This window comes from Arthrobacter glycogeni, assembly GCF_054510815.1.
In genome coordinates this window covers 301,466-315,479 of record NZ_JBTNDV010000002.1, presented here as the reverse complement: position 1 = coordinate 315,479, position 14,014 = coordinate 301,466, and the positions used below count along the sequence as shown (strand labels likewise).

At 65.0% G+C, this 14,014-nt stretch carries 12 protein-coding genes and 1 tRNA gene; 6 read left to right on the top strand and 7 right to left on the bottom strand.

Translation table 11 applies throughout. The features are described from left to right. Nucleotides 1–51 precede the first annotated feature (51 nt). Nucleotides 52–124 (top strand) — tRNA-Arg (locus ACX80G_RS03680). Nucleotides 125–168: 44 nt separating this feature from the next. On the opposite strand, the gene ACX80G_RS03675 is transcribed toward ACX80G_RS03680, so the two are convergent. Next, nucleotides 169–738: a DinB family protein gene (locus ACX80G_RS03675; RefSeq protein ID WP_459305665.1), complete on the bottom strand. Its 570-nt coding sequence runs from the start codon at nucleotides 736–738 to the stop codon at nucleotides 169–171. Nucleotides 739–799: 61 nt separating this feature from the next. Here ACX80G_RS03675 and ACX80G_RS03670 point away from each other — a divergent pair, with 61 nt between their 5' ends. Both ACX80G_RS03670 and hrpA read left to right on the top strand, forming a co-directional pair. Then, nucleotides 800–1,768, top strand: coding sequence for a helix-turn-helix transcriptional regulator (locus ACX80G_RS03670; protein ID WP_459305663.1), 969 nt, complete (start codon nucleotides 800–802; stop codon nucleotides 1,766–1,768). A gap of 14 nt (nucleotides 1,769–1,782) precedes the next feature. Beyond that, the gene (hrpA, locus tag ACX80G_RS03665) at nucleotides 1,783–5,730 is read left to right on the top strand and encodes an ATP-dependent RNA helicase HrpA (RefSeq protein WP_459305662.1); all 3,948 of its coding nucleotides are present in this window, start codon (nucleotides 1,783–1,785) and stop codon (nucleotides 5,728–5,730) included. A gap of 26 nt (nucleotides 5,731–5,756) precedes the next feature. On the opposite strand, the gene ACX80G_RS03660 is transcribed toward hrpA, so the two are convergent. Both ACX80G_RS03660 and ACX80G_RS03655 read right to left on the bottom strand, forming a co-directional pair. After that, entirely contained in the window at nucleotides 5,757–6,188 is a 432-nt protein-coding gene (locus tag ACX80G_RS03660) for an HIT family protein (protein ID WP_459305661.1), read from the bottom strand. Between the two features lie 37 nt (nucleotides 6,189–6,225). Further along, complete coding sequence (locus ACX80G_RS03655) at nucleotides 6,226–7,056, bottom strand: sulfurtransferase (RefSeq protein WP_459305659.1); 831 nt, start codon at nucleotides 7,054–7,056, stop codon at nucleotides 6,226–6,228. 137 nt (nucleotides 7,057–7,193) lie between these two features. On the opposite strand from ACX80G_RS03655, the gene ACX80G_RS03650 reads away from it, so the two are divergent. Beyond that, nucleotides 7,194–8,276, top strand: a complete 1,083-nt coding sequence (locus tag ACX80G_RS03650) for a PLP-dependent cysteine synthase family protein (RefSeq protein WP_459305657.1) — start codon at nucleotides 7,194–7,196, stop codon at nucleotides 8,274–8,276. A 46-nt stretch (nucleotides 8,277–8,322) separates the two neighbouring features. Next, nucleotides 8,323–9,993 (top strand): alkaline phosphatase D family protein, encoded by a 1,671-nt coding sequence (locus ACX80G_RS03645; RefSeq protein WP_459305656.1) that lies wholly within the window; start codon nucleotides 8,323–8,325, stop codon nucleotides 9,991–9,993. On the opposite strand, the gene ACX80G_RS03640 is transcribed toward ACX80G_RS03645, so the two are convergent. Further along, on the bottom strand, nucleotides 9,990–10,646 hold the full coding sequence (locus ACX80G_RS03640; RefSeq protein ID WP_459305655.1) for an MBL fold metallo-hydrolase: 657 nt from the start codon (nucleotides 10,644–10,646) through the stop codon (nucleotides 9,990–9,992). The two genes, ACX80G_RS03645 and ACX80G_RS03640, sit on opposite strands and share 4 nt — an antisense overlap. A 110-nt stretch (nucleotides 10,647–10,756) precedes the next feature. Here ACX80G_RS03640 and ACX80G_RS03635 point away from each other — a divergent pair, with 110 nt between their 5' ends. Next, nucleotides 10,757–11,194, top strand: a complete 438-nt coding sequence (locus tag ACX80G_RS03635) for a Fur family transcriptional regulator (protein WP_459305654.1) — start codon at nucleotides 10,757–10,759, stop codon at nucleotides 11,192–11,194. On the opposite strand, the gene ACX80G_RS03630 is transcribed toward ACX80G_RS03635, so the two are convergent. The 3 genes from ACX80G_RS03630 to ACX80G_RS03620 are packed head-to-tail and all read right to left on the bottom strand — an operon-like array spanning nucleotide 11,191 to nucleotide 13,938. Continuing rightward, nucleotides 11,191–12,051, bottom strand: coding sequence for a metal ABC transporter permease (locus tag ACX80G_RS03630; protein ID WP_459305728.1), 861 nt, complete (start codon nucleotides 12,049–12,051; stop codon nucleotides 11,191–11,193). The two genes, ACX80G_RS03635 and ACX80G_RS03630, sit on opposite strands and share 4 nt — an antisense overlap. Before the next feature lie 29 nt (nucleotides 12,052–12,080). Continuing rightward, complete coding sequence (locus tag ACX80G_RS03625) at nucleotides 12,081–12,926, bottom strand: metal ABC transporter ATP-binding protein (protein ID WP_459305727.1); 846 nt, start codon at nucleotides 12,924–12,926, stop codon at nucleotides 12,081–12,083. A 46-nt stretch (nucleotides 12,927–12,972) separates the two neighbouring features. After that, nucleotides 12,973–13,938, bottom strand: coding sequence for a metal ABC transporter solute-binding protein, Zn/Mn family (locus ACX80G_RS03620; RefSeq protein WP_459305652.1), 966 nt, complete (start codon nucleotides 13,936–13,938; stop codon nucleotides 12,973–12,975). Nucleotides 13,939–14,014: the final 76 nt, after the last annotated feature.

Genomic DNA, 14,014 nt, shown 5'->3' with positions numbered 1-14,014 from the left:
CCCTGATAAGCTCAGTGAGTCCCAATTCGGGGCCGGTCTAACCGGTTTTCCGCCTTCGTAGCTCAGGGGATAGAGCGTCTGCCTCCGGCGCAGAAGGTCGTAGGTTCGAATCCTATCGAGGGCACAGCACAACCCCCGGATTTCAATGAAATCTGGGGGTTGACTGCGTTAACCGAGCGGAATCCCAACCGTCCGCCGGGTGTAGAGGTCCCTCAGGAGGGCAATCTCGGCCAGGTGATGGATCATTTCCCGGTTGATGTGGAGAATGAGGGATCCCATCGGCGCCGCCGCGAAATCGTGCTCCGCCGGTCCGACGGGCCGGTCCAGCCCGGCAGCATCAAGCGACGCGACGCCGGCCATCCACTGGGAGTACAACCCATCCAGCCGCTCCAGCGCCCCGGCCGCAGTTCCGGGAAAGTCAAACGTTTCATAGTCAATCGGCTCACCGCCGAAGTGGTATTCCACCCGCGCTCCGAGCACTCCCACCATCAGGTGACCCAGCCGCCAGGCAATGGTGGTCACCGGCGCCGGCACCGGCTCCGGATACTCGAAGTCAAGGGTGAGGTCGCCGCCACCCAACTGCCGGGCCGCGGTTCCGGCGCCGCGTGGGCGCAAACTCCAGCAGCCAGCCACCGGTTCCCACAAATATTCGTCGTCGGTGAGGCCCACCAGCCGCGGGCGCGCCTGCTCCTCCCAGTGCCACTGCAGCTGCCTCATGAGTTCGTCCTTGATGTCCATGTGCCCAGCATAGAAGCGATTCAGGACAGCTCCTGACCTCATCGAGGAGTAGCTTGGTGACATGTTGGAAACCTCGGCACGACTGCTCCAGCTACTCTCCCTGCTTCAGCTACGCCGCGAATGGACCGGTTCCGCGCTTGCGGGCCGCATGGAAGTCACTGAGCGCACCGTTCGGCGGGACATCGGCAAGCTCCGCACGCTTGGCTATCCCATCCATGCATCTCCGGGGGTGGCCGGCGGTTATCAGCTCGGCGCCGGCGCGCAACTGCCTCCCCTCCTGCTTGACGACGACGAGGCGCTCGCCGTCGCCCTCGGCCTGAGCGCCGTCACGGCAAGCCCCGTCGCCGGGATCGGGGAGGCATCCGTGCGGGCGCTGACCAAACTGGAGCAGGTGCTCCCCAGCCGGCTTCGTCCCCGGTTCGCGGGGCTGCGCAGCGCAGTCACCCGGATGGCGGCCGTCAGCACCCCCGTCCGGCCGGAGATTCTCACCGCCCTGTCCGCCGCGATCACTGAACGCCGCACCGTCGTCTTCAGGTATGCCCGCCAGGATGGGAAATCCTCTCGACGGATCGTCGAACCCTACCGGCTCGTTGACACCGGCAGGCGGTGGTATCTGGTGGCTTGGGACGCCACCCGCGAGGACTGGCGGACGTTCCGCGTGGACCGCTGCCAGAGCGTTCCAGCCCAGCGGGTCCGGTTCACTCCCCGCCCTCTCCCTGCCCGGGATCTGGCCCTGTACGTGCAGCAATCGATTACGCGTTCGCCGTACACGTACGACGTCGTCGTCCGGCTCACGGGGAACATCAGCGACGTCTCGCAGAAAGTGTCGCCGGACACCGCGGAACTACAGAGCGACGGCGATGCGCATACGCTCATGCGGGCGGGCTTTGACTCCCTCGACTGGCCGCTGATGCATCTGGTGGCACTGGACCTCGAATTCGAGATTCTTGAGCCGCCGCTGATGCGTGAACGGGCCCGGATGGCAGCGGAACGACTCACCCGGGCAGCCGGTGATAGTCCTACCGCCTAGAATTGGTACCAACCATGGCACTGACTATTTCCTATCCCCCTGAACTCCCGGTTTCCGAGCGCCGCGCCGACATTATGGCTGCCATCGCCGCCAACCAGGTGACGATTATCGCTGGCGAAACCGGGTCCGGTAAGACCACCCAGATTCCGAAGATGTGCGTGGAGCTGGGACTTGCCGACAGGGGCTTGATCGGCCACACCCAGCCCCGCCGTCTCGCCGCCCGCACGGTGGCCGAGCGCATCGCCGAGGAGCTGGACGTCAAGGTGGGCGCCGAAGTCGGCTTCCAGGTGCGGTTCACCGGCGAGGTCAGCCGCAGCACCAAGATCAAGCTGATGACTGACGGCATCCTGCTGGCGGAAATCCAGCACGATCGGTTGCTGAATAAGTACAGCACCATCATCATCGATGAGGCCCACGAGCGCAGCCTGAACATCGACTTCATCCTCGGATACCTGAAACGGATCCTGCCGCAGCGGCCCGACCTGAAGCTCATCATCACCTCGGCCACCATCGACCCCGAACGCTTCGCCGCACACTTCGCCGCCGACGAGGCAGTAACCGTCAAGCAGCCGGCGCCGATCATCGAGGTTTCGGGCCGCACCTACCCGGTGGAGATCCGGTACCGCCCCCTGAGCCAGCCGGCCGGCGAGGCCGACGACACCGCCGACCCGGGCGACCAGGAGGAAGACCGCGACCCGCTGGACGCCGTCTGCGACGCCGTCGACGAACTGGCCAGGGAAGCCCCCGGCGACATTCTGGTGTTCTTTTCCGGCGAGCGCGAAATCCGCGACGCGGCCGATGCCCTCCGCGCCCGGGTCCAGGTCAATCCCCGTCTGAAGGGCACCGACATCCTGCCGCTGTTCGCCCGGCTGTCCCTCCAGGAGCAGCACCGGGTGTTCCGACCGTCCGGACCGGGCCGGCGCATCATCCTCGCCACGAACGTCGCCGAAACCTCGCTCACCGTCCCCGGTATCAAGTACGTCATCGACACCGGCACCGCCCGTATTTCACGGTATTCGCATCGCACCAAGGTGCAGCGGCTACCGATCGAGCGCGTCTCCCAGGCTTCGGCCAACCAACGCTCCGGCCGCTGCGGCAGGGTCTCGGACGGCATCGCCATCCGCCTCTACTCCCAGGAGGACTTCGAGGCCCGCCGCCCGTTCACCGACCCGGAGATTCTGCGCACCAACCTGGCCGCGGTGATCCTGCAGATGACCGCCATGGGGGTCACCCGTGGACCCAAGGACGTCGCCGACTTCCCCTTCGTCGAGCCGCCGGACTCCAAGGCCATCAACGACGGCGTGACCCTCCTGAAGGAGCTCGGCGCGTTGGAGCCCTCAGGTGGGATCTCGCCGGTTGGCCGCAAACTCGCCCAACTCCCGGTGGACCCCCGACTGGGCCGCATGATCGTCGAGGCGGGGCAGCGCGGCTGCGCCAAGGAAGTGATGGTGCTCGCCGCGGCCCTCACCATCCAGGATCCGCGGGAGCGACCGCAGGCCGATCAGGGCGCGAAGCTCCAGACGGCCACGGCGATGCACAAGCGGTTCCTCGATGAGAACTCGGATTTCACCGGATATCTGAACCTGTGGCGGTATCTGCAAGAACAACAGAAAGAGCTTTCCTCTACCCAGTTCCGCAAGCTGTGCCGCAACGAGTTCATCAACTACCTGCGGGTCCGCGAATGGCAGGATCTCTTCGCGCAGCTCCGGCAGCTCGCCAAACCGCTGGGCATCACTCTCTCCCCCGACCCGGTGGATCCCGTCGGCAACGACACAGCCATCCACATCAGCCTGCTCGCCGGGCTACTCAGCCACATCGGGCTCTACGACCAGCGCAAGCGCGAGTACACCGGAGCGCGCGGCACCCGCTTCGCCGTTTTCCCCGGTAGCGCCCTGTTCAAAAAATCCCCGGACTGGGTGATGGCTGCCGAACTGGTGGAGACGTCGAGGCTCTGGGCGCGGGTCGCGGCGAAGTTCGATCCGCTATGGGCCGAGGAGGTGGCGCCGCACCTGGTGAAGCGCAGCTACAGCGAGCCACACTGGTCCCGCAAGATGGGCGCCGTCATGGCCCACGAGAAGGTCACCCTCTACGGCGTGCCGATCATCCCGCAGCGTCGAATCAACTACGGCCGAATTGATCGTGAACTAGCCCGGGAATTGTTCATCAGGCATGCCCTGGTGGAGGGCGACTGGACAACGCACCACAAATTCTTCCATCGCAACAAGGCGCGCCTTGCTGAGATCGAGGAGCTGGAGAACCGGCTGCGGCGCCGCGACCTGATGGTCGACGACGAGACCCTCTTCGAGTTCTACGACACGCGGGTGGGCCCCGAGGTGGTGTCCGAACGGCACTTCGACTCATGGTGGAAGGAGACCCGCCACCGGCAGCCCGACCTGCTCGACTTCTTACCGGGCGACCTGCTCGCTGAGAACAGTGACCTGGACGAATCGGCGTTCCCGAAGACCTGGCACCAGGGTAGCTTCGAACTCCCCCTGAGCTACGAGTTCTCCCCCGGTGTGCAGGGCGCGTCCGACGGCGTCACGGTCGCGATACCGGTAGTGTTCCTGAACCAGCTCGACGCCAGACCATTCCACTGGCAGATCCCCGGGCTGCGGGTGGAACTGGTGACCGCCCTGATCAAGTCGCTACCCAAACAGGTCCGCAAAAATTTCATTCCCGCCCCCGATGTGGCCCGCAGTGCCGTCGCCGCACTGAATACCGACTTCGACCCGACGAGCGACGATCTTGAGCAGTCCCTTGAGCTGGTGCTACGCCGGATGAAGGGACACATCATCGCGCCGGGGGCGTGGAACCGCGGCACCCTGCCCGAGCACCTGCTGATGAGCTTCCAGGTGGTTGACGGAAAAGGGCAGATCCTCGATGAGGGCACCGATCTGCTGGTCCTCCAGGAGAGGCTCGCCCCCCAAACACGCCGAGCCATCGCCGAGTCGCTCGGCGCCACGCCGGCCACCACCCGGCCAGCGAGGGAACCCGCTCAGGCTTCGTCGGCAGCGACGTCCCCGCCGGCGAAATCCCAGCCGGACAGCCCGGTGGACATCGGGATCACCGAACGCTCCAGCCTCACAGCGTGGACCGTCGGCGACATCCCCCGCCAAGTGACCCGACTGGTGAACGGACACACGGTGACCGGCTATCCGGCGCTGACCGATGAGGGCGCCACCGCAGGGCTCGCCGTGTTCCCCAATCCCGCCGAGCAGGGCGCCGCCATGCGCGACGGGATCATCAGACTTCTCGCCGTGCGCGTACCCAGCCCCGCCAAATACGTCCTTGAGCACCTCAGCAACGCCGAGAAGCTCACGTTCAGCCAGAACCCGCACGGCAGCGTCGCAGGATTGATCGAGGACTGCACGCTCGCCGCCGTCGACAAGCTGACGCCCGAAGCCCTGCCGTGGACCGAGGCGGAGTTCAACTCACTCTACGAAACGGTCCGCGCAGAACTCATCGACACCGTGTTCACTGTCACGGCCACGGTCGAGAAGATCCTCTCCAGCACCCGCAGGGTCGAGAAACTCCTCAAGGGCGCCACCAGCCTGGCCCTGATCACCGCCCTGAACGATGTCAGAAGCCAGCTGGAACAACTGGTCTACCCCGGCTTCGTGGCGAAGACCGGGTACGCCCAGCTGAGCCACCTGCCCCGCTATCTGGCGGGAATCGAGACGCGCCTCGCGAAGCTGGCCGGAAACGTCCAGCGCGATTCGCTCGGCACCGCCGTCGTCCAGCGCCTTGAAGACGAGTACGACGACGCCGTCGCCGCCCTCAGACCCGGCGGCCCGAAAACCCCTCCCGCCCTACTAAGGGTGCGCTGGATGCTTGAGGAGCTGAGAATCAGTCTGTTCGCCCAAGACCTGGGCACCGCCTACACCGTGTCGGAGAAGCGGATCCGGGCGGCCATCGGCGAGGCGATGGCCGCGCAGCGGACCGGGGTCGGCTCCGCGGTTTAGCGGCGCCAAGGCTAACGGTTTCCGGGTTAGCCAGCGTCGGGAACGTACACCCCGTGCCCCGCCGCCCGCAGCGCATCCCGCAGTGCGTCAGCGTTGGCGTCCAGCGTGGCCGGATCGGGGTGGTGATCGACGGCGTGCACGTCGAAGTCTTTCGCGCTTTGCGTTGGCCAGACATGAACGTGCAGGTGCGGCACCTCGTAGCCCTCCATCAGCACGCCCACCCGCTTCGGGGCGAATGCGACTGTCTGCGCCTTGGCGATCGTCTGCGCCACTGCCATCACCTTGCTCAGCAGCTCCGGTTCCGCCTCCACCCAGTGCGCCACTTCCCGGCGCGGCAGCACCAGGGTGTGCCCGTCGGTGAGCGGGGCGATGGTGAGGAACGCGACGACGTCGTCGTCCTTCCAGATGAATCGCCCCGGAATGTCGCCGTCGATAATCTTCGTGAACAAGGTACTCATGCGAAAACTCCCTACTTCGTGGGATCGGTTTTTGAGGTCAGGCGCCCGTGGCGACGGGCAGGTCCGACCGGGACGACCACTGCGACCAGGACCCCGGGTAAAGCGCGGCAGCATAGCCCGCAATCTCCAGGGCAGCGATCTGGTGGGCGGCGGTAACGCCCGACCCGCAGTACACGGCGACGTCGACGGCATCGCTGACGCCCAGCGCCCTGAAGCGTCCACGGAGCTCAGCAGGAGGTTTGAAGCGCTGATCCGGGGCGAGATTTTCGGTGGTCGGAGCACTCACCGCGCCGGGAATATGGCCCGCCTTCGGGTCCAGCGGCTCCACCTCACCACGGAATCTCTCGCCAGCACGGGCATCGAGTAGCACGCCATGCCCGGCGATCGACCGGACACCGCTAATGTCGGTGACCGTCATGGACCCGGAAGCCAGTTCCACGTCGCCGAGGCAGTGCTGTTCCTCACCACCCTCGGTCTCGAAGCCGGCACCGGTCCAGGCAGCCAGCCCACCATCGAGCAGCTGCACCGACTCCATTCCCGCCCAGCGCAAGAGCCACCAGAGCCGGGCCGCTGAGGTGTTGCCCGAATTGTCGTACGCCACCACCACGTCACCGTCGTTGATACCCCACTGGCGGGCCGCTTCCTGCAACCGGTCGATGTGGGGCAGCGGGTGCCGGCCCTCCCGGGCTGACGGCTCTCCACTCAGGGTAGCCTCGAGGTCAACGTACACCGCGCCGGGTATATGGGCTGATTGGTAATGACCGTGGCCGTGGGGATCGCCCAACGACCAGCGGACATCCAGCAGGACCGTCTGCAGGCCGGAGGTCATCCGGTCCCGCAGGGCCTGCACGTCCATCAGAGTCTTCATCAAGATCTCCTTTTGAATGTGACCGGCAACACTGCCGGGCCTTATGCGCACCAGTCCATCACAGGCAGGGCCGGTACTCCAATCCGCCGCCAAACACAGCTTCAGGGCGGGGCAGCGCCGGCCGGTAGGCTGAACCAGTGAACACCCTGAGCTCCCTCTCCGACCGGTCCTGGGCTGCCGAAGCCATCCGCCGGATTGAAGCCGAAAACAACCGGTCGGCCGACACCCACCTGTACGCAGTTCCCCTGCCGGAGCACTGGGGAGTTGAGCTGTTCCTCAAGGACGAGTCGACCCACCGCACCGGCAGCCTCAAGCACCGGCTGGCGCGCTCCCTGTTCCTGTTTGGCCTGGTCAACGGCTGGATCGCCGAAAACACGACAATTGTCGAGGCATCCAGCGGTTCAACAGCGGTCTCGGAAGCCTATTTCGCCCAACTCCTTGACCTGCCGTTCATCGCCGTCATGACCCGGACCACCAGTAAGGAAAAGATTGACCTGATCGAACAGTACGATGGGTCCTGCCACTTCGTTGACCACGCCTCCGAGGTGTACGACGCCGCTGCGGACCTGGCGGCGACGGCGGGCGGCCACTACATGGACCAGTTCACGTACGCCGAACGAGCCACCGACTGGCGCGGCAACAACAACATTGCCGAATCGATCTACGGCCAGCTGGCCCTGGAACAACACCCGGTCCCCGACTGGATTGTGGTGGGCGCCGGAACAGGCGGCACCAGCGCAACCATCGGCCGCTATCTCCGGTACCACCGCCATAGCACCCGCCTCGCCGTCGTTGACCCGGAAAATTCAGCCTTCTACCCGGCGTGGCGAACCCCCGGCACCACCGTCGCGGGCAGCCCCTCCCGGATTGAGGGCATCGGACGGCCACGGTTGGAACCCAGCTTTGTGCCCGGCGTCATCGACCACATGATCCAGGTGCCCGACGCCGCATCGGTGGCGGCGATGCGGCACCTGCGCCAGCTCACCGGCCTCCACGCCGGCCCGTCCACCGGCACGAACCTGTGGGGAGTCTGGACCCTGATAGCGAAAATGATCGCCGACGGGCGACGGGGCAGTGTCGTCTCCCTGATGTGTGATGCAGGAACGCGGTACGCTGGCTCGTACAACGACGATGCCTGGCTGGCCGCCCGGGGCCTCGATCCGGCGCCCTCCACGGCACTGCTGGAGGAGTTCTTCGCCACCGGAACCTGGCAGGACTGAACCCGCCAGAATAGCGACAGCGGCGTGAACCGGGTAGAACTGAGTGATGACTGATTCCCTTGTACTTGGTCCAATGATGCGGTACGTCGATCTGACGTCAGCCAGTATCTGGGTGGAAACCCGAGACGCTGCGCAGGTGACCGTCGACGCTGGCGGCCACTCCTGGACCGCCCGGACCTTCGGGGTCCACGGCCACCATTATGCTCTGGTCGAGGCCGACGGCCTGGAACCGGGAAGCGTCACCGAGTACACAGTGTCAATCGACGGTGTTCGGGTGTGGCCCGGGGAGGGGTCGAGCTATCCTCCCTCGATGATTGCCACCCTGACCCCCGACACGCCGATCAAGATGGCGTTCGGTTCCTGCCGGACCAGTGTCCCGCACGACGAGGCCGGCAACAGCAAGCATGGAGTCGACTCGATGCGCGCTTACGCCCTCAATCTGGCGGCCGGGGTCAACGAGGTGGCCTGGCCCGATCTGGTGGTATTCCTGGGCGACCAGGTGTACGCCGACGTCACCAGTGACGCCATGCAGGACTTCATCAAAGCCCGGCGGGACATCGAGGAAGAACCCGGCGAGGAGCTGAAGGACTACGAGGAGTATGCCCACCTGTACAACCTGGCGTGGTCCGATGACGCCAACCGGTGGCTGCTCTCCACCCTGCCCAGCGCCATGATTTTCGACGACCACGACATTCGGGACGACTGGAACACATCCTTGAAATGGAAGCATGCCATGGAGAAGACGTCCTGGTGGCAAGGCCGCATCGTCTCGGGGCTGGCCTCCTACTGGGTGCACCAGCACCTGGGCAACCTCTCACCCGAACACCGCGCCCAGGACGAGATCTGGCAGCTGGTCGCCTCACACACCGGCGAAACCGAACTGGACCTCAGCGACGCCCTGGACACGTTCGCCGACCGGACCAATCAGGAGCCGTCAACCTACCGGTGGAGCTTCAGCCGCGAGATCGGCGGCGTCCGGCTCGTGGTCCTCGATTCCCGGGCGGGCCGGGTCCTCGACCCTGACAAGCGGTCAATCCTTGATGACCGGGAGTTGGAGTGGCTCGACGGCCAGCTGCAGGGCGGCTTCCGGCACCTGCTGATCGCCACCTCGCTGCCGTTCCTGCTGCCTACCGGCCTGCACCACATCGAAGCCTGGAACGAAGCGCTCTCCAACGGCGCCTGGGGCAAGGTCGGCGCGAGGATCGGCGAGAAGATGCGGCGCACGGTCGACCTCGAGCACTGGGGAGCCTTCCAGCGGAGCTTCAGGGCCGTGGCCGGGATGGCCGTCGAGGTGGCGGACGGCAAGCGCGGCCCCGCACCCGAAACTGTCACCTTCCTCTCCGGCGACGTGCACTTCTCGTACGTCTCCGAGGTGCAGCGGTCGTCGGGCAGCCGCATCATCCAGGCGGTCTGCTCACCGATCCGTAACCCGCTCCCCCGAGCCATGCGTTTCCTCACCGCCATCCTGTCCTACGGCGTCGCCAGCCCGGTGGGAGCCCTGGTGGCCCGCTCCGCCAAGGTCCCCGACCCGCCGTTCCGCTGGTCGGGCCTGAAGGGGCCATGGTTCGACAACAATCTGGCGGGTCTTCAGGACGGCCCGGACGGCCTGCGGTTCTGGTGGGAGCGCGGCGTCGTGGACGACGGCGACCACCTCTCGCCGCGGCTGGAGGAGGTCGCCACGGTGACGGTGTCCCCCAGAGGCTCCACCACGACCTAAAGCAGCACGCTCTCCCCCGGGTCGAGATGGCGGAATTCGGTACCGTAGAGTCCGCCGAGGCGCGCGACATGGCCCTCAACGAGCTGCCGACCGGCGTCGTTGAGGAGCGCATCGTGGATCTGGAAGGCACGGGCGGCCCTGACGGAGGCCACAAAATCGATCACCTCGCCGGTCTTGGACCAGGGAGCATGCACCGGAACGAGTAGCGTTGACACGTCGACGCCATGCGGGACGACGAAAGAATCCCCCGGGTGGTAGAGCGACCCGTCGATGAAGTAGCCGATGTTCGCCACCATGGGAATGCTCGGATGGATCAGCGCATGCTGGCCGCCGAAGGTCTGCACCTCGAAGCCGGCGATACTGTAGCGCTGCTCCGGCTCGGTTGTGTGTACCCTGCCTGGTTCGTCGTCGAGCCGCGCAGAAAGCACCGTGGCTACCGACGCCGGCGCGTACACCACCAGCGCGGCGTCCTCCCGCAGCGCCTTCATCAGGCGTTCCTCGTCGAAATGATCGGCATGCTGGTGAGTGATGAGCACTGCGTGCGCCCCGGCCACAGCGGTCTCCACCTCGGAAAACGAACCAGGGTCGACGACGAGCACTGCGCCGTCCTTCTCCAGCCGGACACACGCATGAGTGTACTTGGTGAGCTTCATCGCGCCAGCCTACCGCCGGACCGCCCCAGCCAACAGGGCCAGCGGCGAGCCGCTGGTAATCTTGGTCGCGACAGTCAGTAACGCCCACGCCGTCAGGAGCGGATTCACCAGTGTCACCAGTAGCAGAACCGGCAGCCCGTAGAGGCTCAGAGCAGCGGGTCACCAAACAGCGTCTTGCGGTCAGCGCTGCGCTCGATGACCTCGATGATTTTGTCAGTACCCAGGAACTTCATCGCCTGCTGCATACTGCAGGGCACGCCGTATCCCTTGCCACTACCTACCGGATCCTACAATCAATGTCCGAGGATGGCCTGGTCGATGTCCTGCGGAACGGCGAGGGCGAGGCCGTGTATCGACGATGCGATGCACCCCACCACCACCACCATTTGCTCTGCCGGAACTGCGGGCGAGCCGTCGAGATTGAGGCGCCAGCTGTCGAGAAGTGGGCGGCTCGCATCGCCGAGGAACATGGCTACACCGCGGTCGCCCACACAGTGGAAATCTACGGTCTCTGCCCGGCCTGCTCCGCCGAACAGGCCTCCGGTTAGACCGGGCGCACCAGCACCGGGACAGATGTGGTCGACGCCGTGCGACGGCCCCGCTGCCAGCTGATCCCCCGGCAGAGAAGGTAGATCAGAAAGGAAATGGTTGTCACGTAGGGGCTGATCGGGATTCGCCCGCCCAGTGCCAGGAGAATCCCTCCCACCACCGAGACGCACGCGAAGACCACGCTGAGCAACACCACAATCCTGGGCGATGACGTCACCTTCAGCGCCGCCGCAGCGGGCGTAATCAGCAGGGCAAGCACCAGCAGCGCGCCGACCACCTGGATGGACAGCGCCACCGACACGCCGAGCAGGAACATGAAGACGATGGACAGCCCGCGCACTGGCACCCCACGCGCTTCCGCCAGGTCGGCGTCGGCGCTGGCAAAAGTGAGCGGCCGCCAGATAGCCAGCAGTGCCACCATCACTGCTACCGCGCATCCTGCCAGCAGGGAAAGCTGGACGTCGTCGACCGACACGATCTGCCCGGTCAGCAGGCCAAACTTGTTGGCTGCCCTGCCCTCGTAGAGGGCAAGGAAGAGGATGCCCAGGCCGAGGCCGAAGGGCATGATCACCCCAATGATCGAATTCCGGTCCCGGGCCCTGATCCCCATGACGCCCAGCAGCAGCGCGGCAAGCACCGACCCCACCAGCGACCCGTAGATCACGTTGGCGCCGATGAGCAGCGCGAACGCCGCGCCAGCAAAGGACAGCTCGGCGATGCCGTGCACCGCGAACGCGAGATCCCTCATCATCACGAAGGTGCCGATCAGTCCACCGAGCAGACCGAGCACGGCTCCCGCCCACAGCGAATTCTGCACCAGGGGAAGGAGGTCAGTGTAGTTGTCAAAATTGAACATCGCGGTGAAGATCTCCTGCAGGTCCACTGTCAGTGTCCTTCCGCGTGGTGGTGGGTGGTGTCATCGGGGAGCCCGACGACGATGATCCGCCCCTTGCTGTGCAGCACCTCGACGTTGCTGTTGTACAGCTCGGAGAGCACCTCGCTGGTCATCACTTCATCGGGCGGGCCAACCCTGAATTGTCCGCCGGCGAGATAGAGTACCCGATCGACGTAGTCGATCACGGGGTTGATCTCGTGGGTCACAAAGACGACAGCTGAGTCGTTGTCGCGGCACTGATCGTTGATGAGACCGCTGACCGCCTGCTGGTGGTGCAGGTCCAGCGAGAGCAGCGGCTCATCGCAGAGAAGTACTTGCGGGTTGGTGGCGAGTGCCTGCGCCGCCCGCAGCCGCTGTTGCTCTCCCCCGGACAGCCGCCCTACCGGCGCGTCGGCGTAAGAGGAGGCACCCACCTTGTCCAGCAGCGCGTCGACTGTGGCGGTGTAGTCCCTGCCCCTCCACCGCAGGCCCCAGCGGTGACCGTCGACGCCGAGCCCGACGAGGTCGCGTGCCCGGAGCGGGGTTTCCGGTGGAAAGGACTTTTGCTGGGGAATGTAGCCGATCTCGCGGCTGCCGCGATGCACCTCGGATCCGTTGATTGTTGCCGACCCGGAGTCCAGTTGCTGAAGGCCGAGCAGCACCTTCAGGAGGCTGGTTTTGCCTGACCCGTTGGGCCCGAGCACGGCGAAGAACTCACCCTTCCGGATGTCGAGGTCGAGGTCGCGCCAGAGGATTCGGTCGCCAAACGAGAGGGATGCCGACCGCAGCCTGACCACCGGTTCGGCGACCGTGCGCTCCCTGGTGGAGGTGTCATGGGTCGAAGCCAGTTGGTTCATCTCCAGCAAAAAGTCAGGGTGGGGTGGCGTTTCCATCAACCGTTGATCAGGGGTTGAGCACACTTTCGATGCCGTCCACATTTGAGGTCATCCAGGACAGGAAGTCTGCCCCATCGGGCACCGTCTCGGTGAAGTTGACGATGTCCACCCCTGCCGCGTCCGCCGCGTCGCGAACGGTCTGGGTCTGGGGACTTTCCGTTTGCTCATTATAGGCAAGGAACGCGAGCGATTCATCTTCCATGAGGGTTGTCATTTCGTTCAGGACAGCTACCGACACATCCGAGCCCTCCTCGATTGCCTCGCTGTAGTCACCTGGTGTGATGTTCTCCAACCCCGCAGCTTCGAGGAGATACACCGGGACCGGTTCGGTAATAGCAACCGTCTGGCCAGGTGTGGCGCCGCTGATGTCGGTGAGCCGGTCGGTCAGCGTGGTGATACCAGCCGTGAATTCTTCGGCATTGGTGTTGTAGGTTTCGGCATTGTCGGGGTCGATTTTCGAGAGTTTGGCGCCTATCTCTTCAGCGACGGCTCCCATTGCAGCCAGGTCATACCAAACGTGTTCGTTGAACGAGCCGTGCGCTGCGTGTTCTTCCTCAGTTTCGCCCTCATGCTCGCCTTCCCCCTCCTCCTCGAAGCCGGCGATGCTGACTGCCGAGATGACAAATTCGCGATCAACCTCCACCTCGTCGGCCAGCCGTTTCAGGAACGGGTCATAACCGCCTCCGTTCCCGATCAGGAGCTGCGCCTCGGACACCACCAGCTTGTCCTGGACTGTTGCCTCATAGGAATGGGGATCCTGCGACAAGCTATCCACAATCGAGGTGACCGAGACACTACCGCCACCAATGGTCTGCGCAATATCGCCATAGACGTTTGTGGAGGCGACAACCTGAATGCTGTCCTCCGGGGTGCCGGCGGCAGCGTTTCCGCCCTCCGATTGCCCGCACCCGGTCAGCGTAAGCGCCATGGCGGCAACTCCGGCCAGCCCTGTCGTTGTGGAAAGCCGTCGCATGTGTCCCTCGATCTACGTGTGGATGAAACCCGGATTCAATCCCCTACTGCCGAGTCTAACGCAAACGCGAATCATT

Coding starts and splice junctions, on each gene's coding strand:
- ACX80G_RS03640 (WP_459305655.1), bottom strand. CDS start 10,646: ATGAAGCTCACCAAGTACACTCATGCGTGTGTCCGGCTGGAGAAGGAC.
- ACX80G_RS03620 (WP_459305652.1), bottom strand. CDS start 13,938: ATGCGACGGCTTTCCACAACGACAGGGCTGGCCGGAGTTGCCGCCATG.
- ACX80G_RS03675 (WP_459305665.1), bottom strand. CDS start 738: ATGGACATCAAGGACGAACTCATGAGGCAGCTGCAGTGGCACTGGGAG.
- ACX80G_RS03670 (WP_459305663.1), top strand. CDS start 800: ATGTTGGAAACCTCGGCACGACTGCTCCAGCTACTCTCCCTGCTTCAG.
- ACX80G_RS03660 (WP_459305661.1), bottom strand. CDS start 6,188: ATGAGTACCTTGTTCACGAAGATTATCGACGGCGACATTCCGGGGCGA.
- ACX80G_RS03630 (WP_459305728.1), bottom strand. CDS start 12,051: ATGTTCAATTTTGACAACTACACTGACCTCCTTCCCCTGGTGCAGAAT.
- ACX80G_RS03645 (WP_459305656.1), top strand. CDS start 8,323: ATGACTGATTCCCTTGTACTTGGTCCAATGATGCGGTACGTCGATCTG.
- hrpA (WP_459305662.1), top strand. CDS start 1,783: ATGGCACTGACTATTTCCTATCCCCCTGAACTCCCGGTTTCCGAGCGC.
- ACX80G_RS03625 (WP_459305727.1), bottom strand. CDS start 12,926: ATGAACCAACTGGCTTCGACCCATGACACCTCCACCAGGGAGCGCACG.
- ACX80G_RS03655 (WP_459305659.1), bottom strand. CDS start 7,056: ATGAAGACTCTGATGGACGTGCAGGCCCTGCGGGACCGGATGACCTCC.